The sequence below is a fragment of the Acinetobacter sp. 1130196 genome, assembly GCF_000588095.1.
In the GTDB taxonomy this organism is placed as follows: domain Bacteria; phylum Pseudomonadota; class Gammaproteobacteria; order Pseudomonadales; family Moraxellaceae; genus Acinetobacter; species Acinetobacter nosocomialis.
In genome coordinates this window covers 1-22,242 of sequence record NZ_JFWX01000053.1, presented here as the reverse complement: position 1 = coordinate 22,242, position 22,242 = coordinate 1, and the positions used below count along the sequence as shown (strand labels likewise).

Below are 22,242 nucleotides of genomic sequence, written 5' to 3'. Positions count from 1 at the left end.
GTTTTTCAGATTCTGAATTCCAGCGCTTGGTTGGTGTACCTCGACCAGTTTTTAGTGAAATGATCGAAGTTTTAAAAGAAGTAGAATCACTTAAAAAGAAATCTGGGCGTCCTCATACTTTAGCTATAGAGGATCAATTATTATTAACACTCAATTACTTACGGAATTACAGCACTCAATTGGAGTTGGCTGCAAATTACCATATCGCTGAAAGTAATGTGAATCGAACCATTAAAAAGGTTGAAGATGCATTGATGAAATCAAGACGGTTTACTCTGCCAAAACGAAGCATTACCACAGCAGACGAACAGTTTAACTGGGTCATTATTGATGCGACAGAATGTTCAATAGAACGTCCGAAAAAAAAATCAGAGTAAGTTCTACAGTGGTAAAAAGAAGAAACATACGCTAAAAGCACAAGTGATCTATCATCCGAACAGCAAACAAATCATAGGGCTAGATATATCGAATGGCAGTCAGCATGACATTAAATTGGCAAGAAGAACGGTTAAAAAATTCAAACATTGTAAATATGTTATGACCGATTTAGGGTACTACGGATTAGAGCAAGATGGCTTTAAATTATTGATGCCAATAAAGAAAAAGAAGAATTTACCCTTATTTGATGTTGAGAAAAAGTACAATAAAATGATTGGAAAAATACGAGTTGTGATCGAACATATTAATAGTCAATTGAAAACATTTAGAATATTAAGTGAACGCTATCGAAATAGACGGAAAAGATTCGGTTTACGCATTAACTTAATCGCTGCACTGGTAAATCGGATGAACTTGCAATAACGACTTTCGCAAGAGGTCTTATCATTATCAAAACTATATTCCGTATTATCTGAACAGTCTTCATAATTTATACAAAATAAAACACTCATATCATTATATTTATTTATCCAAGCAAGTGAGGCAAAACGTGCCTTATTACTTTCAGCCAAAAGCTGTAATTCACCATAAATAGGAAGGTCCGTTTTATCGGGTTTGTTAAAATAGAGAGTTACATCTGAGCTATTTCCTTGGGCTATTAAGCTATATTCCTCTTCTTTTACATTCAAGTTAACTTTATCATTAAAATTTTCAGCTTCGATTGTAAGCATATTTTTTTCATACTCATTTTCTTCTCTTTTGGACTCCTCCCCACAACCAATTAAAAAAATAGTACTTAATACACTTATTTTGATTAGTTTATAACTCATAAGATCCTCATATTAATTTTTTGTTTTTTAAATCCCTACAGATATTATCATCAATTACAAATATTAATACCATTAAATTCAATTATTTATTTTGAAAAAAAGATAAAATCAACCTTCCAAGTCTCTATCATAATTTTTAGTTTTAAAAAACTCGATATTTGAAGCAGCTATGCATGGACTAGGATTTGTTTTGGAAAGTAATTTACTCACTCAAAATTATTTGGACTCAGGAAAGTTGGTTAGAGTTTTTGCAGATGAACTATCGATTCCTATTTCTGCTCATCATTTGGTATATCCTCGAACGCATCAATTTATTCCTAAAATTGAACTGTTTTTAAACTGGATTCATGATGAGTTAGCAGATTGAGAAAGTGATTTCTTAAATGATCTGAATTTCCTCAACTCTTAAGTGATGCATCATCTCTCGAACAAATACAAAGTAGGTAAAAACATAAACCTGATCTCGAGCCACTTGGTTTGTGTAGTAGCTTAAACGCTCAATAAAATCATTAAATCCATGCTCAAGCTCAATACGGCTGATTTGCTTTTTAGCACTAAAAAATAACTCACTGAGTTGTGCCATGGCGGTATCAGCCGTAACAACTACCCCACTTATCTTTAAATTTCTGAGGGGCTGAGACTCGATGATTTCTTCAATAAAATAAATCATCTTTTCAACCGCAAGCTCATCAACAACGCCATTGCTGATACTTTTTGAATTAATAAAACCCAAACCCAGTTCAAGTTGAATGTGCTGGTTGTCTAAATCAAATGACAAGCCATTAAGAGCAAGTGAAAATTTTAAAACTGAGACAGAATGAGTCATAAAAATAGCTTACCGCTGAGTTTTATTAATAGGACTAGGGCCAGTTTGTTCAATAGTTAGAGTTAACAGCGCTAATCCTCATTAACACTATATATAATAAAAACCTCTTTAAAAAGACGAAAAATCAATCTTATATTCATGCAATCTAACTATTAAAAAATAGAGTATAAGCATGAAAAAACTAGTAATTTTAGGTGTTACGATTTACAGCTTTGCACAACTGGCAAATGCAGCAACCTTAAATGTAAAGCCATATGGCACGACTCAAGACGGTCAAAAAGTTGAACTCTATACCATGAGCAATAACAAAGGAGTCTCGGTATCTTTTATTAGTTTCGGTGGTGTAATTACCCAGATTTTGACTCCCGATGCACAAGGCAAACAAAATAATATTGTTTTGGGCTTTGATGACTTAAAAGGCTATGAAGTCACTGATACCAAGGAAGGCATTCATTTTGGTGGTTTGATTGGTCGTTATGCGAACCGGATTGGTAATGCTAAATTTAGCTTAGATGGAAAAACGTATAACCTCGAAAAAAATAATGGCCCGAACTCATTACATAGCGGGAATCCTGGTTTTGATAAACGTGTTTGGCAAGTTAAACCCCTCGTCTCTCAAGGTGAAACCGTTAAAGCTTCTCTGAAGTTAACCAGTCCAAATGGTGATCAAGGTTTTCCCGGAAAATTAGATGTAGAAGTAATCTACAGTCTTTCAGATCAAAATGAATTCAAGATTGAATATAAAGCCAAAACTGATCAACCTACAGTCGTCAACCTTACCAACCATAGTTATTTCAATTTATCAGGCGCTGGCAATAATCCTTATGGTGTGCTCGATCATATTGTCCAACTCAATGCAGACCGTATATTAGTAACCGATCAAAACTCTTTACCAACAGGTGAAATTGCTTCAGTTGCAGGTACGCCTTTTGACTTTCGGAAGCCTAAAGCAATTGTGAAAGATATTCGAGCAAATAATCAGCAACTCGCCTATGGATATGGCTATGACCAAACTTGGGTAATTAATCAAAAGTCTCAAGGGAAACTCAATCTTGCAGCGATTGTGGTTGACCCAAAATCTAAACGGACCATGCAAGTCTTAACCACTGAACCAAGTGTCCAAATGTATACAGCCAATCATTTACTCGGAAATATTGTTGGCGCAAATGGCGTACTCTACCGACAAGCAGACGCACTAGCATTAGAAACACAGCATTTTCCAGACAGCCCAAATCAACCGGCTTTCCCGTCTACACGTTTAAACCCAAATCAAACTTATAACAGTGTTACTGTATTTAAGTTTGGTGTTCAAAAATAGTCTTTTTAATGAGGCTATGTGCATATTAAAAAGACTCTCAGTTGAATATGGCTGAGAGTCTTTTCATTTATTTAACCTTTGTGTTTGGTAAAAGTGCTGTTGCAAAACCAAGTAATGGCAACAATGAACATAAACCAAATACCCATTCAATACCGTTAATATCCGCTAAATGCCCCAGCCCAGCTGCGGCAATACCACTTACCCCAAACATAAGGCCAAACATTAAACCCGCAATCATACCCACACGGCCCGGAACAGCTTCTTGCGCATACACCACCATCGCTGCAAAAGCCGATGACAACACCAAACCAGCAATAATTGAAAAAACTGTTGTCCAAAATAAGTTTGCATACGGCATCATTAATGCAAATGGCGCCATACCAACAAATGAAACCCAAATCACAGCTTTACGGCCAATCTTATCGCCAATTGGGCCACCAGCAAATGTACCTACTGCCACAGCCGCCAAAAAAGCAAATAGGTGTAATTGAGCTGTTTGAATACTGATATGGAACTTTTGAATTAAGTAAAAGGTAAAGTAGTTACTAATGCTCGCAATGTAGGTAAATTTGGCAAACATCAACACACTAATTGTGCCCAAGGCGATAATGAGCTTACGGCCATGCAATTTAGTATGTGCTTGGGTAGCACGCGCAACTACCTGACTTTTAGCATGACTCACGGTCCAACGGCTTACGCCAAATAAAACCCAAATTGCTAAAAGTGCAAATATCACCAAGCCCGCAACTGCATGTTGTCCAAATGGAACAATTAATAACGCTGCTAATAATGGGCCAATGGCAGTACCTGTGTTTCCGCCCACTTGGAAAGTCGACTGAGCTGTACCGAAGCGCCCGCCCGATGCCATTCGTGCTACCCGTGAAGCTTCTGGATGAAAGGTTGCGGACCCGACTCCAATAAGTGCAGATGCACATAACAACACAGCAAAACTTGGTGAAAATGCCAACAAGATAATGCCGCAGAATGTGACGACCATTCCGAGTGGGAGAAGATACGGTTTTGGATGTTTATCGGTATAAAGTCCAATCCAAGGCTGTAGCAGAGAACCTGTAATTTGATATACAAACGAAATCAGGCCAACCTCCGCAAAACTCAGCGAAAAGTTTGCTTTTAGCATTGGATAGATGGCTGGTAACACCGCCTGAATTAAATCATTCAGTAAATGTGCAACCGCCACGGCGCCTACAATTTTAATAATCATTCCTTGAGGCTGATCATTTGCAACGGTATTGGCAATACCATCTTTCAATTGTATTGAAGACGTCATACCTGAAAAACTCCAATATTTTTAAATGAGATGCTTATTGTAAATTGTCGCTTATAAAGTTATCTTCCAATAATCATCGTATAAGTGACAATTTCTAGGATAATTTATGTCCGATTCTCTTATTCAGTCCGATTTGTCTGAACTGGTGATTGGGCTATCTTCCGAGCATTCTTACCGAGAAATCACCCCAACCCATACGCATACACGTGCGCAGTTTTTATATGCATCTACTGGAACTATTCAGGTGTTTACACCGAATAATGTGTGGATTGTGCCACCCATGTGTGCGTTATGGATTCCAGCACATGTAGAGCACAGTGTGATTTCACTGAGTCACGTGAAGTTAAATACGGCATTGGTTGAAGTAAATGCAGCCCCTCTAATGGGACAACATTGCTTTATTATTCGGGTGAGTAACCTGTTGCATGAACTTTTAATACGTTTAAATGAAATTAAACGAGAGGAAATTCCAAATACACCGACCTCTCAAGAGCTTTCCCGTTCTTTACAAATTTTGATTTTTGAAGAAATACATCGGGCCAATTTGTTGTCTATCCAGATTCCGTGGCCGAAAGACAAAAGACTCTTAAAAATTTGCCAAGAGTTATTACATACCCCTGACAGTTCAAAAGATTTAACAGATTGGGCTGATGATATTGGCACGAGTTCTAGAACTTTAATGCGTATGTTCCAGAAAGAAACTGGGCTATCTTATCGGGCATGGATACAGCAAATGCATATTGCACTTGCCTTGAGTAAAATCGCGAATGGTGAATCTATTTCTCAAATTTCAGAGTCACTGGGGTATACAAACCCCAGCGCGTTCAGTGCGATGTTTAAGCGACATCTAGGAAAAACACCTCAGCAATTTAGAAGTGCCGCGATGTCGCTATAAGTCTTTTTTTTTGCAGGGAGGTCATGCTTTTCGAGCAAATCATCGAAATCGTGATAAACATGAAGTTCTCTGTCTTTACCAGTTCTCGCATGATCTAGGCGCTGTTCTGGATCGACTAGAACAAGTGTATGTCCATCATCAATTAAACGATCTAAGCCTTCTAAAAACATACGTTTACCCACATCGTGGATAAGTGAAATCTGAGTTAAATCAATGACGATTGTGCTTTGATCAATTGTCTCGTCTTGTAAAATACGCAATAACATTTCAGCTTCAGTAAACTTCAACACACCACGCAGCACATACACACTCAATGATGCATCTTTTCCAGTACGATAATGGCTTTGTACAATGGTTTGTGCAGAAGGTGTTCCTTCCATGAGGTGTAACCCCATGTCACGAGATAATCGTTCTAAAATATCAATACCTCGAACACTATGACCATGTTCATCTAGTCGAGGTGAAAAAGCAGCCATACTGACCTGACCAGGTAGCACGCCCAAGATACCACCTGCTACACCACTTTTAGCAGGAATACCTACAGTTGAAAGCCAGTCACCCGCGGCATCATACATACCACAGCTCATCATGACACTGAGTACTTGTCTAACCACAGATCGATTTAGTAAGCGCTTTCCAGTTTTAGGGTCGACCCCACCATTGGCAAGCACACTGCCCATACGTACCAAGTCTTTCACTGTAACCATAATCGCACATTGGCGAATGTACCCATTCACAATATCGACTGGGTCAGTTTCTAAAATCCCTACCGTTCGCAACATATAACCGATCGAAAGATTACGGTAGGCTGTTTTGACTTCCGAATCATAAACAGACTCATCAAAACTTAATTCGCGGCCTGCAAGCTCGCTCATAAAACGGCGTAGAATTTCTGCGCTATGCAAACCATGTTTGACCTGAATCAAGGAATGTACAGTAATTGCGCCAGAGTTAATCATTGGATTTTTTGGTCGGCCGTCTTTACCCAATGAAATTTCATTAAAGGCTTCCCCTGAAGGCTCCACCCCTACTTTCGCGAGTACTGCATCAATGCCAAGTTGTTGCAAAACGTAGGCATATACAAAAGGTTTAGAAATCGATTGTATGGTGAACTCAACATCATCATCGCCGACCGAATAAATTTCCCCATCTACCGTAGACATTGCTAAAGCTAATCGATTTGGGTTTGCATTTGCCAACTCAGGAATATAATCGGCGAGATGACCGCTATTATCGACGTCACAGGCTTCTATAACATTTGCCAAATAATCTGGGAGAGGGGTTTTCATGGTCAGTAACCTTAAATGAGGAGATTTACAACATCGCGCAAAATTTCAGCACAACCTGCTGATAATATTAAAATTATATCTTTTGTAATGATTTAAATATCACGCTATAAGTATTGTAATTCCTATAACTTCTCCATTTCAAGCTCATTATAGGTTTTTCAAAACTTTAAAGAGATGGTTAGCTTATTCTTTCTACAAACAAGATCCCATTTAAATGATCAATTTCATGTTGAACAATACGAGCAGGAAAACCATGAAAAACGCTTTCAATCGTCTCACCCTGAAGTGTTAAGTATTTCACCTTAACCATTTCTGCGCGTTCAACTTGTCCACGTTCGTCTGGCACACTTAAGCAGCCTTCTTCACCTAAACAAACTTCGTTTGAGAACTCTAAAATTTCAGGATTTACCATAACCACAGCATCCATTTCAGGTGCATCCGGATAGCGTGGATTTGGTCGAGATGCCACAATAATGACGCGTTTAGAGATATAAACTTGCGGTGCTGCAATCCCCACCCCATTACGCTCAAGCATTGTTGCATGCATAGCGTCAGCAAGCTGATAAAGCCAATTACTGTTTAGCTCATTTGCCGAAACAGGAGCCGCGATTAATTTCAAAATATCTTCACCGCGCTTCGCGACAGGTAAAACTACGCTCATCCTTTGAATCTCTCATTAAACTGGCTATGACAAGTTTTATTGTGTCGCTGAACAGGCCAAAAGAAAAGTCATTCCGACATCTGTTTTTGTTTCATCTAAAGCATTTTTTGTTTTAAAGCTTTTTTAGCTTACTAAGTAAAATCCACATATCCCTATAGAACAAATTTCCTCCATTTACTTTTATTTCACTTTTCCATTAATATCCTAACTTCAATTACAACAACTAAGTAAAAAATGGATCAGGAATTAACTTTGCAGGACGCGAACTATCTCACTAAAGAAGATAAACGAACCCTCGCCCTTTCTTCATTGGGTGGCGCTTTAGAGTTTTACGATTTTGTGATTTATGTATTTTACGCAAAAATCATTTCCGACCTCTTTTTTCCAAGTACGCTTAGTCCGTTTTGGGCCATGCTCAACACTTACGGCATTTTTGCAGCAGGTTACTTTTTCCGCCCTTTAGGTGGGGTTATCATGGCCCATTTTGGTGACTTGGTCGGGCGTAAGAAGCTCTTTTCACTTTCAATTTTGCTGATGGCACTGCCTACCCTATTTATCGGGATTTTGCCCACCTTTGAAAATATCGGATATTTGGCACCTCTACTTTTATTGCTTATGCGTGTGGTGCAAGGGATTGCGATTGGGGGGGAAATTCCAGCTGCATGGACCTTTGTATCGGAACACGTCCCTGAAAGAAAAATCGGACTGGCAAATGGGTTACTCACCGCTGGGCTTTCTTTAGGAATTTTACTGGGTGCACTGATGTCTTTATGGATTTCACTGAATTTTAGTGAAGCACAAATCCATGACTGGGCTTGGCGTATACCTTTTATTGCAGGTGGTATTTTTGGTCTAGTTGCACTTTATTTAAGAACGTATTTAAAAGAAACACCTGTATTTAAAGCCATGCAGGCACGTAAAGAAATTTCAAAAGAAATGCCTGTAAAACAAGTCTTAAAAACGCATAAAACAGCGGTTGCGATTGGCATGTTATTTACATGGTTTTTAACGGGCTGTGTGGTGGTAGTGATTTTAGCCATGCCAAATTTGTTGATTGGTTCATTTGGTTTTGATCGTGCACAGACTTTTGAAATGCAAAGCGCAGCCATTATCATGCAAATGGTCGGCTGTATTTTGGCTGGTTATTTTGCTGACCGTTTTGGTTGTGGCAAAGTCATGATGATCGGTGCGCTTGCTGTGGCACTTACAGCGGCAGTTTTTTATCACAGTTTAGGTCATGCCGCACATTCAACCATTTTTGGTTTATATATGTTGTTAGGTCTATGCTCAGGTACTGTCGGCATGGTGTCGAGCAGTATGGTTAAAATGTTCCCCGCGCCTGTTCGCTTCTCTGGCATTTCGTTTTCTTATAATTTGTCTTATGCAATTGTTGGTGGTATGACCCTACCTTTAGTTCATTGGCTCAGTCAATACAGTGATATTGGTGCGATGTATTATATTTTCGCGCTAACAATTTTGGCCTTTGTAACTGCCTTTGTGTTTTGGAATAAGTTTGAAAAAAACAGGTATTAAAAATTTTCACTTATTAAATAAAAAACCACGCCGATTGCGTGGTTTTTTAATACTGCTTACTTTAGAAAGTAAACCCGATATTAAAGTTAATACGGTATAGCCATTTATCACTGTTAGGTGAAGTGGCAGAGGTATACCCTGTTGAGTTGGTCGAGCCACCAATAATGTTGGAGTTTTTACCCCACGTATAGTCTGCCCAAACCATAAATGGCGAAGCAATAAACATCATGCCTGTAGTGTTCATTTGCGAATCTGACCAATCATCACGTTTTTTATCGAGATAACTATAGTCATTATAAAACTTAATGGCTTTTAGTTTGCCCATATTGGTCACAGGTAACGTATAAGCAAGGTTTAAACTGGCAATCGTACCTTCTGAAGCAATGAAATAAGCAGGTGTAAAGCCATTATTACCCATTAAAGTCATGTCATTATTTACACCATCTGGGTTTTTAGCATCATATTGATAGTGAATGACAGAACTTTGTAAATTAAAGCGATTGTAGTTGTTTTCGGTATGTAAACCGACTGCATAATATTTGCCGTCTTTATCGGTCACTTTGTTATGTAACTGTGCAATCGCGCCAGAAACACCAAACTCCTGCTTACCAAAATCGGTTTCTAACTTGCGAACAATGCGGGTATTGATTTGATTGCGCTTTTCATTTTGATAGGCTTTTTGAGATGGAAATGCATTTCCTGCCAAATCATCATAAGTTGCACTCTCAGGTGAATAACGCAAGTTGGTCTCTAACATTTGCGGGTAGTAACCGAGTTTTACATCCCAATCTTTGTCGTGATAATTCCAGTTAAGTCCCGGCGCAATGTTATTTCCATACCCTAAAAAGAATGGAATGTGATAGGTCCAGCCATTTTGCGGATAGGGATAAATTGTAAAAGGTTTATAAACCAGACCTGCTTCAATGCTGTTATTGGCATTTAAGTTATAGCCAACGTATGCCTTTTCAATAGATGTTTTCTGCTGATCTTGAAATAGATAGCTGGCATTGATGTAAGCATCATCAAACTTACCTTTTAAATCGACTCTGAAAATATCAAAATAGAGCTTACCGAAACCGCGGTTTGGGCCTTCCCAATCTTCATAGCGCTGATTTAACCGAACCACCCCACCTAACTTTAATGAGTCGGTGCCGTCATCACTTTTCCATTCAAGCAATGAGTCTTTTGCAAATGCATTGACGCTTACCCCCATCGTAAGCTGCGCAATGAATGCCATGATCAATGAAGTCTTTTTCATCTCTACATCCTTGATTGAGTTCCAGCGTCCTGCTGGAACTTTATTTGTTTTACCTGTAAAACTTCGTTTTTATTGTTTTTTAGACAAAAAAATTTATCTAAAAAAAGGATGGCTTAGCAGCTCCCATCGCATATGTACTAAACCATCCAAACTGGTTAATACAGTTTCTTTTGCGGTGGACCCGCGAAGTTTAATGGTCCAATCGAGTTCATATCGAGCTCGATCACTGTTGGCCCTTCAAAAGCGACAGCCTCTTGAATAACCGTTTTAAACTCTTCTGCACTACCCACTTTCCAGCTTTTCACACCCATTGATTCACCAAGAAGTTTGTAGTCTGGAGTATGCAGTTCGTTGAAATACTGGCGACCACCGAAGTAGTTATTTTGAATGCCACGCATTACGCCATAACCACCGTCATTCATAATCATTAGGACCATATTGGTGTTTTCTTGTACCATAGTTGCAATTTCACCAATGCCAAGCATTAAGCCGCCATCGCCGACTAAACCAATTACTTTTTTGTCAGGGTTAGCAACTGAAGCACCGATTGCTGTTGCAAGGCCTAAACCAATTGCACCCGCAAGTGAGTGGATGTTTTGGTTTGGTGCTTGTACAGGGAATAAACGACTGCCCCATGTACTACCCGACATAGTGATGTCACGTACAAAAATACCGTCTTGCGGTAAAGCCGCACGCAAGTGATCACAAATTAATGCATACTGATCGATTTGCTTGCGCAGTGCATCAATGGCAGCTTGTTTAGCCGCCACTACAGCAGCATCGTAATCGGCATCAACTTTTGAAGTACCTTGAAGTTGTTCTAACACACGTGTTAAGACATCTTTGGCATCGCCACAAATGAAGTTACGAATTTTGTAATTACGTTGCTGAGCCACTGGGTTGGCATCCACCTGAATAATGTTTTCAGGGAATTCAACCGAATAAGTTTTGGTTTCATTACTACGTAAACGAGAACCCAACACAACCATTAAGTCAGCATCTTTTAATAATTGCTCAACGCCTGCCGAGTTATGGAACGCACCTAAACTACGTGGATGATCATCTGGCAAAACCCCACGAGCATGAGTCGATGAAACAACCGGAATACCTAAATCTGCAATTGCTTTAACTTCAGCAACGCTATTTAAAGTTCCACCACCAATCCAGAAAATCGGACGTTTTGCTTTTTTGATTTCGTTTACCAGAAGATCAATTTCTGCTTGCTCTGCCTGTGGTAACTCAAGTGCTTTGACTGGTCCTAAGTTAAGTGGCAAATCAATTTCTGCTGCCTGCACATCAATCGGCAGCTCAACACTTACCGGTCCCATTGGAACTGTGGTTGCTACACGGATGGCTTCACGAATCACACCAACAGCATTGTCTGGGCTGGTAATACGGAACGCCGCTTTGCTTGATGCTCGTAAGAATGTAAGTTGGTCTTTGGTTTCATGAATGAAGCTTGCATCACGGTCAAGATATTCACGCTCAACCTGACCAGTTAAATGCAATACAGGGCTACTCGCATTCATTGCTTCAATCAGTGAACCCACCGCATTACCTGCCCCAGCACCCGTACTGGTCAGCGCTACACCTAAGCCTTTAAAACGTGAGTGTGCATCTGCCATGGTGACTGCACCCGCTTCACCACGTGCTGCAACAAAGCGCATTTTTTCACGGCGCCCAACTGCATCAGCAATAGGTAAATTGTGGATGGAAATAACACCATAAATACTATCAACTTGGTGCGCTTCTAATACTCTTGCGATTGCTTCGCCTACATTTACACGTTCAGTCATGTCTGTTCCTCAAAATTTGTTTTCAGTCCTTGAATTTATTAATCGCACCAAGGGTTGGGCTGTTCATTCAGCCCCATATAAATACTCTTTTGTTGCATGTACGATAAAATGCCCAAACGGCCTTTTTCGCGCCCAATCCCACTGTCTTTAAAGCCACCAAACGGCGCACTAATCGAGAATTTTTTGTAGGTATTAATCCATACCGTTCCCACTTCTAAAGCACGTGCAATTCGCCAAGCTTTGCGATAGCTTTCAGTCCAGATACCTGCGGCAAGACCAAAACAACTGTCATTGGCTTGGGCAATTAAATCTTGCTCATTGTCATATTTCATAACGACTAAAACAGGGCCAAAAATTTCTTCCTGACAGGTTTGAGCACTGTTATTTAAACCCGTAATAATCGTTGGTAAGTAATAGCTTCCTTTGGCATAGTCACCATTCGTAAGTGCCTCACCACCAATCAGAACTTGACCACCTTCGCTTTTGGCAAGCTGTACATAGCGATCAACTGACTGCAAATGCTTGTCATTGACCAGTGGTCCTAAATGCACACCAGCTTGTTCTGGATGGCCCACACGTAAGCCTTTAGTAATTTGAACCAAACGCGTTAAAAACTGATCGTAAAGACTGCTATGAATAAATAAGCGAGAACCTGCGATACACGCTTGGCCTGCCGAGCTAAAAATACCGTACGCGACACCTTTAGCTGCCAGTTCGACATCTGCATCCGGTAAAACGATGGTTGGTGACTTACCACCTAACTCAAGCGAAGTGGTAATGAGTTTATCTGCGGCAATGTGTGCCAAATGACGACCCGTGGTTGTTCCACCTGTAAAAGAAATTTTACGAACCAATGGGTGCTGAGCAATTGCATCACCAATCACAGAACCGCGCCCAACTAGCACGCTGAGTAAGCCTTTTGGTAAACCTGCTTCTTCAAAAATTTTGGCAAGCTCTAAAGCAATCAGTGAAGTTGCTTCTGCTGGTTTTAACACCACGGCATTTCCTGCTGCCAAAGCTGGAGCAAGCTTTTGAACTTCACTCGCAATTGGAGAGTTCCAAGGGGTAATGGCTGCCACAACGCCCACTGGTTCATGCACACTCATGGTCATAAAGTCTGGAGCACGCTGAGTGGTGAGCTCATCATTCAACGTTTCACATGCCGCAGCAACATAGCGTGCAGTTGCCGCCGCGCTCATCACTAAACCACGAGTTTCGGTTAAAGGCTTTCCATTATCGCGGGTTTGTAGTTTCGCTAATTCATCTACACGCGCTTCAATAATGTCTGCAACTTTATAAAGAATACGTGCACGCTCATGCGGCAAGCTGTTTCTCCAGCTCGGTTCACGCCAAGCCTGATCTGCCTTTTCAATTGCTTCATTTACATCTTCAAGCGTTGCTGTTGAAAGCTCAGCGTTTACCGACTGATCTGCCGGAAACAGGCTTTGAATGACTGCACCACGGCCTAATCGCCATTCACCCGCAATATAAATTTCCTTTGCCATGATCAAATCCTTCTTAAATCTGTATTGCTTCTACACTATTGCGACAAGCACGAATCACGCTAAGCGCAGCCAAAGTTGATGTTTTCGGGTTACTTGGCAACGGTACTCCCACCAGTTCAATGGTCATTTGTCCAAAACCACCTTCTGCTACAATGGTGTGTTTATTTTTGTTGATGGTTGGATCAACAGTTAACTCAACCATGGTTTCATCCATTCCAAGCCCTGCAAGTGCAATGGTTGCTGCAACATTGGCGTTGGCAGGAAATTTCATGGCAGCTTCACGGGCAGTTCCTGTAAAAAAGACCGTAGGTTCTGAAACATGGTCTAAATCGACTAATTGCTCTGCATAACTGCCCTTCCAACTTTTTGGACTTTTACAGCCTTTATAAGTGACCTTTTGCAAGCCACCTTCTTTAGCAGCAGAAATACCGTCAATACCTGCGATAGCCCCTGCAAGTAAATGCAGATGGGCATCATTTTTTTCGGCAGTTTGCTTAAGCTGAACCAAAAATTCACTATCAGCCAAAGTACCCACCGAAATCAGTCCAATGGTCCAGCCTTTCGCTAAAACTTTTTGAGCATGCTCTTTCACTGCTGCTTGACCTGCCACCTCAATGACATAGTCTGGCGTACCATCACATTGCTCAATATCTGAAATCACCTGAATGTCAGATGAGACTTGTGATTGAACTTTCTCAATGCTGCGAGATGGCACTACAATCCATTTGAGTTGCAGATCTTGAGGCAAATGGGCATACACTTCTGCTGCCATTGCGCCAAAACCAATCATCATCAACTTTTTCATGACAGCACCTGATATTTATAAATGTTTGTTAAAACCACCTGAGACATCTATTGCCGAACCTGTGGTGTAAGATGCCAATGGTGATGCCAAGAAAACTAAAGCACGTGCAGGCTCTTCCGGGCGGCCTAAACGCTGCATTGGGATACCACGGTTTTTTGCGATATTGCCTGTCCACTCTTCCCATGACAGATTTAAATCTGAACGGGTCTCATAACGGCGTTTCCACTGCGCAGATTCGACCATACCGAGTAAAATCGAGTTCACACGAACGCCATACTGAGTAAACTCATGCGCCAAAGAATGGGTTAAATTCAACAGTGCAGCGCGTGCAGATGAAGTCGCAATCATGTGCGGTTCTGGTTGCAATGCCAGTAACGAGTTCACATTGGTAATTGAGGCATTTGCCGACTGTTTTAAGTCGTCAAGAAAAGCACGTACCGGATGTAAAACACTGAAATATTTCAGTTCAATTTCTTTCATCCAGTCTTCATCTTGTGTGTTTTCAAAATTTGAAACACGACCTTGCCCGGCATTGTTAATGAGCATGTCTACATTGCCCAAATTGAGTTTGACCTCTTTGGCAAATTGCTGAACTTCTTCTTTTTTCAACACATTACATGCTTTGGTAAAAATATTGGCATGTGGAAATTTTTCTAAAATATAGTGCTTAGAAGCATTTAAACGTTCTTCATCGCGACCACACCAAGCAACTTTTGCATCCTCTGCAACCAGTATTTCAACAGCAGCCAGCCCAATCCCAGATGAGCCACCGGTAACAACTGCAACTTTTCCTTCAACTTGGAAGCTCATAATCCTTAATCTCTCTTACGATTGTTCCTGAATCGTCAACATAATTTGGTTAAATGCTTGCGGTTGGTCGACATAACTTAAATGTCCTGCATCTTCTATGACGAAGCGCTGTTCCAACTGCAATTCCTGAGCAAGCTCTTGTATACCTAACGCAGGAGTGATTTGATCTTGCTGCCCTGCAATCACTGTGCATGGGACTTTTAAATCGGTTAAGTAATTACGTATTTCGTCATATGCCAGTAAGTACGATGCATGTGTGAAACCCTGTAGGGTCAACTGTTGCATCACTTCTGAAACTAAAGCTAAGGCTTGTGGCTCTTGTTTATAAATCAAATGAGGTCCACGGCTTTGGGCCATTCCTTTAGCACCGAGTTCTTTCAACATTTTTGGTCTTTTTTCAAAAACCTGAATTTGTGTTTGTTCATCGTGACGTTGGTAGCCTTGAGCTAAGTTAGCAACAACCAAGTGTTCCACTCGCTCTGGGTAAAGTGCAGCAAATGCACTGGCCTGTAAGGCGCCTAATGAGTGTCCGACCACAATCGCTTTTTTAATTTTTAAAACATCGAATAACGCTGCCAAACGCTTTGCGTAGTCGGTTGCATTCGGTTGATCCGTTAAAAGTTCATCTGATTTGCCATAGCCCGGTGCATCCCAGGCAATGACATGAAAATGATGAGACAGCACTTCAAGTTGGTTTACCCATGAAGCAGAACCTGAACTAATGCCATGCAACAGCACAAGGTATTCGCCCTGACCAGCTTCCCGATAGGCTTGCTGCTGGCCTTGAACATTGACCGTTTTCACCGGAAATTCTGCTAACTTTTCAATGAGTGTCATCATTTTCAATTCTTTCCCTTCATTCACTTCATCAAACAATTAACGTTTGATTTGAGACAATGGATGCTCTGGTGGATAATTAGGAATTGTTGGTTTACCTGTTCCCAACATCACGCACATCAAGGCATCTTCTTGACCTGGGTTAAACAAACCACGGTAGATCCCCGGTGGAATTGAAATCAGATCACGCTCTTTTAAACGGGTCTGGAATTTCTCGCCGTTGTGCTCAATAAACAAATCAATTTCGCCGCGGAGCATAAAGAAAACTTCTTCAACGTCGTGGTGAATGTGCAAAGGACCTTCACACTGTGGTGGTAGCACCATAGTCGAAAACGTAAAGTTCTCTGCAGGTACAGTGTTGCTGTCATTTGCAACACCAGTTGCACCCGTACCCATATAGCGCATTTGAGCACGACGATATTTCGGGTCGTAATCGGCTTGAAACTTCAAAGCCTCAAAGTCATATTTACGAGTCTCAAAGCGAGCAATACGTGTGTTTAACCAATCTTCTAAAGAAGCGCCTTCCGGCTGTTTCCACGTTTCGAATTGTTGTGTAGTCATTTTTTAAACTCCTATACAGTGAATTAATAACGTTTTAAAAGAGGAACCAAGAACAACGACCCAATGACAGCGACTGCAGCCAAGAAGGTAATTCCCAAATTAAAACTATGTGTTTGCATCACGATGTAACCGATAAGAACAGGCGCAATTGCACTTGCAAAATTGCCTAAACCGTTAAATATTCCACCCGCAGTCGCCCCTACATTTGAGGTAGTTACTCGGGCAAGCAGAGCAAATACCGCAGCTACTCCAAAGCCCCACGCCATCGCACTTAAAGACATGGCAGCAATAATCAATAATGGCTGGGTCATAATGACCATCACATACATGAAGATGCCCGCCAGTAATAAACCGCTAAATACCTGAATAGCGCGGCGGCCTAACTTGTCAGATAAAAACGCACCCACCACCTCGCCAATTAACATGGCGATGAATGGAAAGCTTGAATACATCCCAAACTCTTTGAGATTGAATCCTTTGTCTTGCATAAGATAAGAAGGAACCCAACTGTTTAAGCCCCACAAATAAGTCATCAATGCAATGTTAAAGAGGCAAACCAACCAGAATGCGCTGTTGCTGAGCAGCAATTTAGTATTGGCAATGTGACCCTTGAAGTTGGTGCGTTTACTCTCGCCCTCAATTTCGACAGTTTTCTTGAGCTGTAAGTTACGTAAACCAAAAACAATGCTAAAAATAGCGATCAGTGTTAAACCAGCCATCACAAAAAAAGTGGAGTGCCAGTCGTGATGAGCTAAAACATTTGCAGTGATCGGGAAACCAAGGAATGCACCAATCGGTGTACCCAGTAAGAACATGGTTGAGGCACGTGCCTGCTGACGGTCTGTGTAAGTCTGTTTAACAATGGTGTATGCCAAAGCAAATAGCGGACCTTCTGCCAAACCAAGTAAAACCCGTAAAATCAACATGCCTGAGTAGCTGGTGGTAAAGCCCATGCAAAGCATGAGTAAACCCCAAGAGGTCACACTCCAGAACAGCATTTTCTTTGGGTTAAAAATGTCGCCTAAAAAGCTTAGAAAGACTGATGAAAACCCATAAGCAAGTAAAAAGCTTGTCATGAGCCATCCGAGCTTGGCTTTATCTTCAGCAATTCCCATCGAGCTTTGAAAATGGGGGTCTGAAAATAAAACCGCAATACTGATCTTGTCGAAAAAGGCCAGTACTACACACACCATAAGGACAAAAGCAGGCACCCAATGCTTTAATCCACTTTTTTCTTCATTACTCATGTGTCATTCCTTCGATTTGGTAATGAGAACCAGATTTAATGTTTACGGTTTTAACTTCATGACATTAAATTCAGCATCTGCTAATAATTTTGGATCTAAAACGGTATTGGCTTGCATCCAACGCTTTGCCAGCTTGATTAACTTCGAGTCATTAATGGCAATCATATTCAGCAAGCGATTTTCATGGTCCAGATATAAATAGCTCACCTGATCTTCACCGCCTTGGCGAATCACCATTTCTTTGGTTTTTTCAGGTTGATACGTTCCTAAAATCTGGATATTAAAGTGGTATTGATCAGACCAGAGCCAAGGAATATCGGTATATTCAGTTTCAATTCCGAGCATTGATTTCGCAGCTGCAATCGCCTGATTTTGTGCATTTGCCCAAGACTGAATGCAATAACCCAAGCCCGGATGAATCGCGACATCACCTGCGGCATAAATGTCTTGATCTGAGGTCTGTCCAAAACAATTCACCACAATGCCATCTTTCACATCGAGCCCAGCATGCACGCCTAACTCTTTAGCAATTTCGGCACCTGCACCCACTACAACACAATCAAATAACTGGCTATGTTGAGGATGGTTCACCACTTCAACTTTTTGATCTGGTGCTTCCACCAAATGAAGGCTCTTGCTGTCTAAATGAATTTTTGTACCTTGGGTCTCATGCATATTTTTTAAAAATGCAGAAACTTCCGGACTCACACTTCTTGCACACAAACGGTCGCCATATTCAAAAATATGAACCTCTTTGCCTTGCTTACGTGCGGTTGCAGCGATTTCCAAACCAATCCAGCCGCCGCCAATCACAGCAACATTTTTTGCATTCTTTAAAATTTCAGCCAGACGTTCACAGTCACGTACATTTCGTAAAGTCACAACATTAGGAATGAACTGCCATGTATTGACGGGTACACGTGCACGGCTTCCAGTTGCAATCAGCAATTTGTCATACGGCAAAATCTGACCACTTTCTAAATGAACCTGCTTTTGCTCGCGATCGACTTTTGTTGCAATTTCTGGTTTATGCCATTGAATGTTGAACTCTTGGACCTGTTCTGGGGAGAACAGATTCAAACTTTCATACGTTGCTTCTTTTGAAAGTACTTGCTTAGACAGAGGCGGACGCTCATAAAACACCTGATCTTCATTTGAGACCACATGAATTTCACCCACATAACCATTTTGACGTAAGGTGCTGACTGCCCAACCTGCAGCTTGCCCCGCCCCTACAATTACAATCTTTTCCATAGCCTTTCTTCCTTGTAAAGCAATACCTGTTACACAGGCTTTACCTGACGGCGGGTTTTGTCATCAAGACCACCTTCAATCGCCCACTCAGTGAAAAGCTCTAGACGATGTTCTTCTACACGTGGCTGCCATTCTTCAGTCAAATAATCATCGTTGGTGTAATATTCAAATGCACCACCCAATGGTGAGTTGACGTACCAGAAATAAGCAGAAGAAATTGGATGACGTCCCGGTCCAATAAAGGTTGACCACTCTGAACGGTTCATATGTAATCCGCCTCCAATCACCTCATGAATATCACGAACAACAAACGCAACGTGATTTAGACCAGCAGGTTTATTTGGAACGCTAAGTAAGAATAAATCGTGGTGATAACCTTCACCGCGGCAACGTAAGAATGCACCGCGATTTTTGTAAGCATCAGATAAATGAAAGCCTACTTTTTCAATATAGAAGTTTTCAGTAGTTGCTAAATCCGGTGTGAAAAACACCACATGTCCAATCGCAACAGGTTGACCTTTTTCATAAACAGGACTTGCTGCATTAACACGTTGAATGTTGCCGTATTGGTTAATGCCTTCCGTTTTAAGTTCTGGTACTTCTTTTACAAAACTTTGTTCAAAACGAATAGTCATGCCATTTGGGTCAAGACACTGAACTGTATTTTCAGTACGTTTAAAACCGTCTACATCGGCCAAACGAGCTGCCAAGTCTTCAAGGTCTTGAAGACTATCAACACCCCAAGTGACTTCACGTAAAGTTGAACCTTGCTCAATAGCAGGCGGCAAACGGTTATCATCACAATTAAATAGATAAATCTTGCTGCCGTTTTGAGTCTGGTATAAATCTGCACCTTCAATATCTGAAGTACTTTGGCTTAAACCAAAATCTGCCAAAAATTTGTTTGAAGCGGCTCTATCTTCAACTCCAAACTTTAAAATCTCGATCCCTGTAATCATTTGACTACTCCTTAGTTAAAGACAAAACCGCCATTGACCGGAATATTTTGACCTGTCACAAAAGAGGACAAATCCGACAGTAGATACAATGCTGTTCCATTTAAATCTTGTGGAAGTTGCTGGCGTTGAATCGCTCTTCCGTTGACATATAAATCATGACGTTCCTGTGGCACATACTCGGTTGCTTCAACCAGAGTCAGCCCCGGAGACAAAGTATTGACACAGATATTGAACTGACCCAACTCTCTTGCCATTGAACGTGTCATGGCAACAATTGCACCTTTACTCGCCACATAAGCCATCAGGTTCGGTGCGCCCCAAAGTGCTGTATCTGACGCAACATTAATAATCTTGCCGGCAGCCGATTGTTTTAAATGTGGAATACACGCTTTTGTAATTAACCATGTGCCTTTCACATTAATATTCATAACCCGATCCCAAAGTTCAGGATCGTAATCAATCATATTTTTTCCACCCACATTGGTTGCAAGCGCTGCACAGTTCACAAGACCATCCAAACCATTTAACAGTTCAACGCTTTTTGCGACAGCATTTTCAATAGAGTCTGCATTGGCAAGGTCAACAGTGACTGCATGGACCTTGAGTCCTTGTTTTTGTAAGGCTTGTGCTTCTTGTTGCACGAGGTCAGATAAAATATCTGCCATTACAACTTCAGCGCCCGCCTCAGCAATGGCTTGAGCGAAATCTCGCCCTAAACCACGTGCGGCACCAGTCACTAAAACTTTTTTGCCTTGCAACAACGCTACATTAGCCATGAGCTTCTTCCTGCATCTCGATACGGTTTGATGCATTTAGTGCAGCAATTTTCTTTAATTGCTTCTCAGCTTCTTTCTTCATTAAACGGCGTAAACGTGCAAGCCCAACATCGTGTTGATATAAGAATTCTCGTGCACGTGCATTTGGCGCAAGGTTTTCTAAAATAATTCGGTCTTGTTCCAATACATCCCAATGCAATTGTTCTAAATGATTGCGATATAAGAAGCGCCATACATTACGTTGCCAACCACTCACCTTACGGCAGCGCCAGAAAAATACACGGGTATTGTTGGCATCAATTGGCGTTGCGTAACCCACAATCCAGAATTCACCACCCGGACCAAACTGTTTACGGTAAGGAATTGAAAGGCGTAACCACCTTGCACCAGTCGAACCATATTCAACCCAGTCAAAGTTCACACCTGTTTGGCCTTCTTTTTCAAAAACAAAACCATTTTCAGTTGTGCGGTGTTTCATCTCTGCGGTACGTTCACCTTCTGCCATTGAGTGTGACGTACAGTGCAAATATGTACCGTGCATTGGGTCCATGACGTTATCAATGGCATATTGATGGTTTACTTTCCAGTCTGCTTGGCAAAGGAATGAACTCCACTCTTCGCTTGCCAGTTGTTCTGGGAACTCAAGCGGTGCGGGTTGTTCATTTGCATCAATCCCAAACCAGATGAAGATAGCACCATGCTGTTCAATGACCGGATAGCTCTTTAAACACTTGGTTCCAGTCATTGGGCATTCATGAACGGCTGGTACATCGGCAACCACACCATCGGCACGAACTTCAACACCGTGATACCAGCAAGCAACTCGATCACCCAAGTTCCAGCCGAGTGAAAGACGAGCACCGCGGTGTGGACAGCGATCTTCAAGTGCATGAACCTGACCTTCGGCATCACGCCAAACCACAATGTTTTCACCTAAACGGGTAATCCCAACCGGATTAGCAGCGACTTCCCAACTTGCTAACACCGGATGCCATTGGTCACGTAAACCAAGTTCTAAATATTCTTCAGCGCTTTGTGAAGTTGATACGATTGCGTTCATTTTATTCTTCCCTGAATCAATAACCTAAACGTTGCATTTCTTCTGGGCTTTGTTGCATAAACATTCAAAAGCTGAGTTCTCCCCAATCCATTCAAATTTAAGACACAACTTGGGTGCGAGGTCTACCTAATTCCGTAAATCTATTCAGAACTGCCACACGCGCATGAATTTCATTGACCTGACTTTGAAAATGTCTTGCCGTCAGCCTATCACCTAATAATTTGATGCAATGCATCTTGGTTTCCACCAAACTACGACGGTGATAACCCGACCATTTTTTCCATAGGGTTCTGCCTAAATGTTTAACCGTTTGAAGTAACTCATTTCGTTCTATTGAACTTATTTTAGAATCTTTC

The 22,242-nt window shown here is 41.2% G+C and carries 21 protein-coding genes and 2 pseudogenes; 5 read left to right on the top strand and 18 right to left on the bottom strand.

From position 1 onward, the window contains the following. Positions 1-801, top strand: a protein-coding gene (locus J671_RS25470) for an IS5-like element ISAba27 family transposase (protein ID WP_152534347.1) whose coding sequence is annotated in 2 segments (ribosomal slippage) — positions 1-359 and positions 361-801 — 800 coding nt annotated over the 2 segments. Because the reading frame shifts where the segments join, the coding sequence is not laid out codon by codon here. This gene is flagged as partial in the annotation. Here the strand turns inward: J671_RS25470 and J671_RS0105050 are convergent. Then, positions 723-1,208, bottom strand: a complete 486-nt coding sequence (locus J671_RS0105050; RefSeq protein WP_228131591.1) for a hypothetical protein — start codon at positions 1,206-1,208, stop codon at positions 723-725. The genes J671_RS25470 and J671_RS0105050 overlap by 79 nt on opposite strands. A 160-nt stretch (positions 1,209-1,368) precedes the next feature. Here J671_RS0105050 and J671_RS22175 point away from each other — a divergent pair. After that, positions 1,369-1,575, top strand: a pseudogene (locus J671_RS22175) (LysR substrate-binding domain-containing protein); the annotation flags it as partial. A gap of 12 nt (positions 1,576-1,587) precedes the next feature. Here the strand turns inward: J671_RS22175 and J671_RS22170 are convergent. Next, a complete protein-coding gene (locus tag J671_RS22170; RefSeq protein ID WP_004888249.1) occupies positions 1,588-2,034 on the bottom strand; it encodes a hypothetical protein in 447 nt (148 codons plus the stop codon). Positions 2,035-2,206: 172 nt separating this feature from the next. On the opposite strand from J671_RS22170, the gene J671_RS22165 reads away from it, so the two are divergent. Continuing rightward, the gene (locus tag J671_RS22165) at positions 2,207-3,352 is read left to right on the top strand and encodes an aldose epimerase family protein (RefSeq protein WP_004888251.1); all 1,146 of its coding nucleotides are present in this window, start codon (positions 2,207-2,209) and stop codon (positions 3,350-3,352) included. A gap of 67 nt (positions 3,353-3,419) precedes the next feature. Here J671_RS22165 and J671_RS22160 read toward each other — a convergent pair whose 3' ends face one another. Then, positions 3,420-4,640, bottom strand: coding sequence for an MFS transporter (locus J671_RS22160; protein WP_004888253.1), 1,221 nt, complete (start codon positions 4,638-4,640; stop codon positions 3,420-3,422). 106 nt (positions 4,641-4,746) lie between these two features. On the opposite strand from J671_RS22160, the gene J671_RS22155 reads away from it, so the two are divergent. Further along, positions 4,747-5,535, top strand: coding sequence for an AraC family transcriptional regulator (locus J671_RS22155; protein ID WP_004888254.1), 789 nt, complete (start codon positions 4,747-4,749; stop codon positions 5,533-5,535). Here the strand turns inward: J671_RS22155 and J671_RS22150 are convergent. Further along, positions 5,502-6,824, bottom strand: coding sequence for a glutaminase (locus tag J671_RS22150; RefSeq protein ID WP_002054468.1), 1,323 nt, complete (start codon positions 6,822-6,824; stop codon positions 5,502-5,504). The genes J671_RS22155 and J671_RS22150 overlap by 34 nt on opposite strands. A gap of 178 nt (positions 6,825-7,002) precedes the next feature. After that, positions 7,003-7,485 carry a peptide deformylase gene (gene def / locus J671_RS22145; protein ID WP_004710118.1) on the bottom strand — a complete coding sequence of 161 codons (483 nt, stop codon included), beginning with the start codon at positions 7,483-7,485 and terminating at the stop codon, positions 7,003-7,005. A 234-nt stretch (positions 7,486-7,719) separates the two neighbouring features. Here def and J671_RS22140 point away from each other — a divergent pair, with 234 nt between their 5' ends. Then, the gene (locus tag J671_RS22140; RefSeq protein WP_004888255.1) at positions 7,720-9,018 is read left to right on the top strand and encodes an MFS transporter; all 1,299 of its coding nucleotides are present in this window, start codon (positions 7,720-7,722) and stop codon (positions 9,016-9,018) included. 61 nt (positions 9,019-9,079) lie between these two features. On the opposite strand, the gene J671_RS22135 is transcribed toward J671_RS22140, so the two are convergent. The 13 genes and pseudogenes from J671_RS22135 to J671_RS22075 form a co-directional block, all read right to left on the bottom strand. Beyond that, positions 9,080-10,276: a hypothetical protein gene (locus tag J671_RS22135; protein ID WP_002054411.1), complete on the bottom strand. Its 1,197-nt coding sequence runs from the start codon at positions 10,274-10,276 to the stop codon at positions 9,080-9,082. A 155-nt stretch (positions 10,277-10,431) separates the two neighbouring features. Then, complete coding sequence (locus tag J671_RS22130; protein WP_004888256.1) at positions 10,432-12,072, bottom strand: thiamine pyrophosphate-binding protein; 1,641 nt, start codon at positions 12,070-12,072, stop codon at positions 10,432-10,434. Between the two features lie 38 nt (positions 12,073-12,110). Further along, positions 12,111-13,577, bottom strand: a complete 1,467-nt coding sequence (locus J671_RS22125) for an aldehyde dehydrogenase (RefSeq protein ID WP_004888264.1) — start codon at positions 13,575-13,577, stop codon at positions 12,111-12,113. A 13-nt stretch (positions 13,578-13,590) separates the two neighbouring features. Then, positions 13,591-14,382 (bottom strand): aspartate dehydrogenase, encoded by a 792-nt coding sequence (locus J671_RS22120; protein WP_000735778.1) that lies wholly within the window; start codon positions 14,380-14,382, stop codon positions 13,591-13,593. Positions 14,383-14,397: 15 nt separating this feature from the next. Continuing rightward, on the bottom strand, positions 14,398-15,192 hold the full coding sequence (locus J671_RS22115) for an SDR family oxidoreductase (protein WP_004888265.1): 795 nt from the start codon (positions 15,190-15,192) through the stop codon (positions 14,398-14,400). Positions 15,193-15,207: 15 nt separating this feature from the next. Then, positions 15,208-16,032, bottom strand: a complete 825-nt coding sequence (locus tag J671_RS22110; RefSeq protein WP_004888267.1) for an alpha/beta fold hydrolase — start codon at positions 16,030-16,032, stop codon at positions 15,208-15,210. Positions 16,033-16,068: 36 nt separating this feature from the next. Beyond that, positions 16,069-16,590 carry a cupin domain-containing protein gene (locus J671_RS22105; RefSeq protein WP_004710136.1) on the bottom strand — a complete coding sequence of 174 codons (522 nt, stop codon included), beginning with the start codon at positions 16,588-16,590 and terminating at the stop codon, positions 16,069-16,071. 23 nt (positions 16,591-16,613) lie between these two features. Then, complete coding sequence (locus J671_RS22100; RefSeq protein WP_004888269.1) at positions 16,614-17,837, bottom strand: MFS transporter; 1,224 nt, start codon at positions 17,835-17,837, stop codon at positions 16,614-16,616. Positions 17,838-17,879: 42 nt separating this feature from the next. Next, positions 17,880-19,091 (bottom strand): NAD(P)/FAD-dependent oxidoreductase, encoded by a 1,212-nt coding sequence (locus J671_RS22095; protein WP_004888272.1) that lies wholly within the window; start codon positions 19,089-19,091, stop codon positions 17,880-17,882. Between the two features lie 29 nt (positions 19,092-19,120). Further along, positions 19,121-20,050, bottom strand: a complete 930-nt coding sequence (locus J671_RS22090; RefSeq protein ID WP_000627784.1) for a VOC family protein — start codon at positions 20,048-20,050, stop codon at positions 19,121-19,123. A gap of 11 nt (positions 20,051-20,061) precedes the next feature. Further along, positions 20,062-20,826: an SDR family oxidoreductase gene (locus tag J671_RS22085; RefSeq protein ID WP_004888275.1), complete on the bottom strand. Its 765-nt coding sequence runs from the start codon at positions 20,824-20,826 to the stop codon at positions 20,062-20,064. Continuing rightward, positions 20,819-21,886 (bottom strand): aromatic ring-hydroxylating oxygenase subunit alpha, encoded by a 1,068-nt coding sequence (locus tag J671_RS22080; RefSeq protein ID WP_004888276.1) that lies wholly within the window; start codon positions 21,884-21,886, stop codon positions 20,819-20,821. Before J671_RS22080 ends, J671_RS22085 begins: the two co-directional genes overlap by 8 nt. Positions 21,887-21,983: 97 nt before the next feature. After that, a pseudogene (locus tag J671_RS22075) lies at positions 21,984-22,242 on the bottom strand (IS5/IS1182 family transposase); the annotation flags it as partial.

Coding starts and splice junctions, on each gene's coding strand:
- J671_RS22125 (WP_004888264.1), bottom strand. CDS start 13,577: ATGGCAAAGGAAATTTATATTGCGGGTGAATGGCGATTAGGCCGTGGT.
- J671_RS22170 (WP_004888249.1), bottom strand. CDS start 2,034: ATGACTCATTCTGTCTCAGTTTTAAAATTTTCACTTGCTCTTAATGGC.
- J671_RS22160 (WP_004888253.1), bottom strand. CDS start 4,640: ATGACGTCTTCAATACAATTGAAAGATGGTATTGCCAATACCGTTGCA.
- J671_RS22105 (WP_004710136.1), bottom strand. CDS start 16,590: ATGACTACACAACAATTCGAAACGTGGAAACAGCCGGAAGGCGCTTCT.
- J671_RS0105050 (WP_228131591.1), bottom strand. CDS start 1,208: ATGAGTTATAAACTAATCAAAATAAGTGTATTAAGTACTATTTTTTTA.
- J671_RS22120 (WP_000735778.1), bottom strand. CDS start 14,382: ATGAAAAAGTTGATGATGATTGGTTTTGGCGCAATGGCAGCAGAAGTG.
- J671_RS22140 (WP_004888255.1), top strand. CDS start 7,720: ATGGATCAGGAATTAACTTTGCAGGACGCGAACTATCTCACTAAAGAA.
- J671_RS22165 (WP_004888251.1), top strand. CDS start 2,207: ATGAAAAAACTAGTAATTTTAGGTGTTACGATTTACAGCTTTGCACAA.
- J671_RS22095 (WP_004888272.1), bottom strand. CDS start 19,091: ATGGAAAAGATTGTAATTGTAGGGGCGGGGCAAGCTGCAGGTTGGGCA.
- J671_RS22100 (WP_004888269.1), bottom strand. CDS start 17,837: ATGAGTAATGAAGAAAAAAGTGGATTAAAGCATTGGGTGCCTGCTTTT.
- J671_RS22150 (WP_002054468.1), bottom strand. CDS start 6,824: ATGAAAACCCCTCTCCCAGATTATTTGGCAAATGTTATAGAAGCCTGT.
- J671_RS22090 (WP_000627784.1), bottom strand. CDS start 20,050: ATGATTACAGGGATCGAGATTTTAAAGTTTGGAGTTGAAGATAGAGCC.
- J671_RS22110 (WP_004888267.1), bottom strand. CDS start 16,032: ATGATGACACTCATTGAAAAGTTAGCAGAATTTCCGGTGAAAACGGTC.
- J671_RS22135 (WP_002054411.1), bottom strand. CDS start 10,276: ATGAAAAAGACTTCATTGATCATGGCATTCATTGCGCAGCTTACGATG.
- J671_RS22155 (WP_004888254.1), top strand. CDS start 4,747: ATGTCCGATTCTCTTATTCAGTCCGATTTGTCTGAACTGGTGATTGGG.
- def (WP_004710118.1), bottom strand. CDS start 7,485: ATGAGCGTAGTTTTACCTGTCGCGAAGCGCGGTGAAGATATTTTGAAA.
- J671_RS22085 (WP_004888275.1), bottom strand. CDS start 20,826: ATGGCTAATGTAGCGTTGTTGCAAGGCAAAAAAGTTTTAGTGACTGGT.
- J671_RS22080 (WP_004888276.1), bottom strand. CDS start 21,886: ATGAACGCAATCGTATCAACTTCACAAAGCGCTGAAGAATATTTAGAA.
- J671_RS22115 (WP_004888265.1), bottom strand. CDS start 15,192: ATGAGCTTCCAAGTTGAAGGAAAAGTTGCAGTTGTTACCGGTGGCTCA.
- J671_RS22130 (WP_004888256.1), bottom strand. CDS start 12,072: ATGACTGAACGTGTAAATGTAGGCGAAGCAATCGCAAGAGTATTAGAA.